At 60.8% G+C, this 586-nt stretch carries 1 protein-coding gene and 1 pseudogene; one reads left to right on the forward strand and one right to left on the reverse strand.

The window, feature by feature from the left end:
- Positions 1-80, forward strand: a pseudogene (rnhA, locus tag J5M71_RS26655) (ribonuclease HI); the annotation flags it as partial.
- A 101-nt stretch (positions 81-181) separates the two neighbouring features.
- On the opposite strand, the gene J5M71_RS26660 reads toward rnhA, so the two are convergent.
- The coding region (locus J5M71_RS26660; RefSeq protein WP_207838477.1) for a phosphotransferase at positions 182-586 on the reverse strand (405 nt) is incomplete at its 5' end.

The following is a 586-nucleotide window of genomic DNA, read 5'->3' on the forward strand; positions in this document are numbered from 1 at the left end:
TTGGTCATCACGGTAACGAGCGGGCTGACCAACTGGCCAACCGTGGGGTGGATGAAGTTCGCGGTTACAAGCAGAGCTGATTTCGCTTCTAACTGTGGCGTGACCGTTCGCGAGCAAGCTCGCTCCCACATTTGCAATGCATTCCCCTGTAGGAGCTGCCGAAGGCTGCGATCTTTTGATCTTAAAGGACGAAAGGCAACGGTGTGCTGACCTTCTGCCGCTGCGCCAGGCGCTGCTCGAACTCCTGCGGATCGTGAATCAACACATCCTGCCCGGCGAACTGCTCGGCGGCGATCAAGCGTGACAGCCAGAACCGCACACAGGCCACACGCAACATCGTTGGCCAGAGCTCAGCCTCCGCCGCCGTGAACGGCCGCAGCGCCGCATAGGCACCGAGAAACGCACGCGCACGCGGGCCATCGATCACGCCCTCCTCGTCAGAACACCAATCATTCAAGGCAATTGCCACGTCGTACAGCATCGGCCCCGAGCAGGCGTTGTAGAAGTCGATCAGCCCGGTCAGGTGGGTGCCTTCGAACATGGCGTTGTCGCGGAACAGGTCGGCGTGAATGTTCGCCCGAGGCAG

Source organism: Pseudomonas sp. 43(2021), assembly GCF_017490805.1.
Taxonomy (GTDB): domain Bacteria; phylum Pseudomonadota; class Gammaproteobacteria; order Pseudomonadales; family Pseudomonadaceae; genus Aquipseudomonas.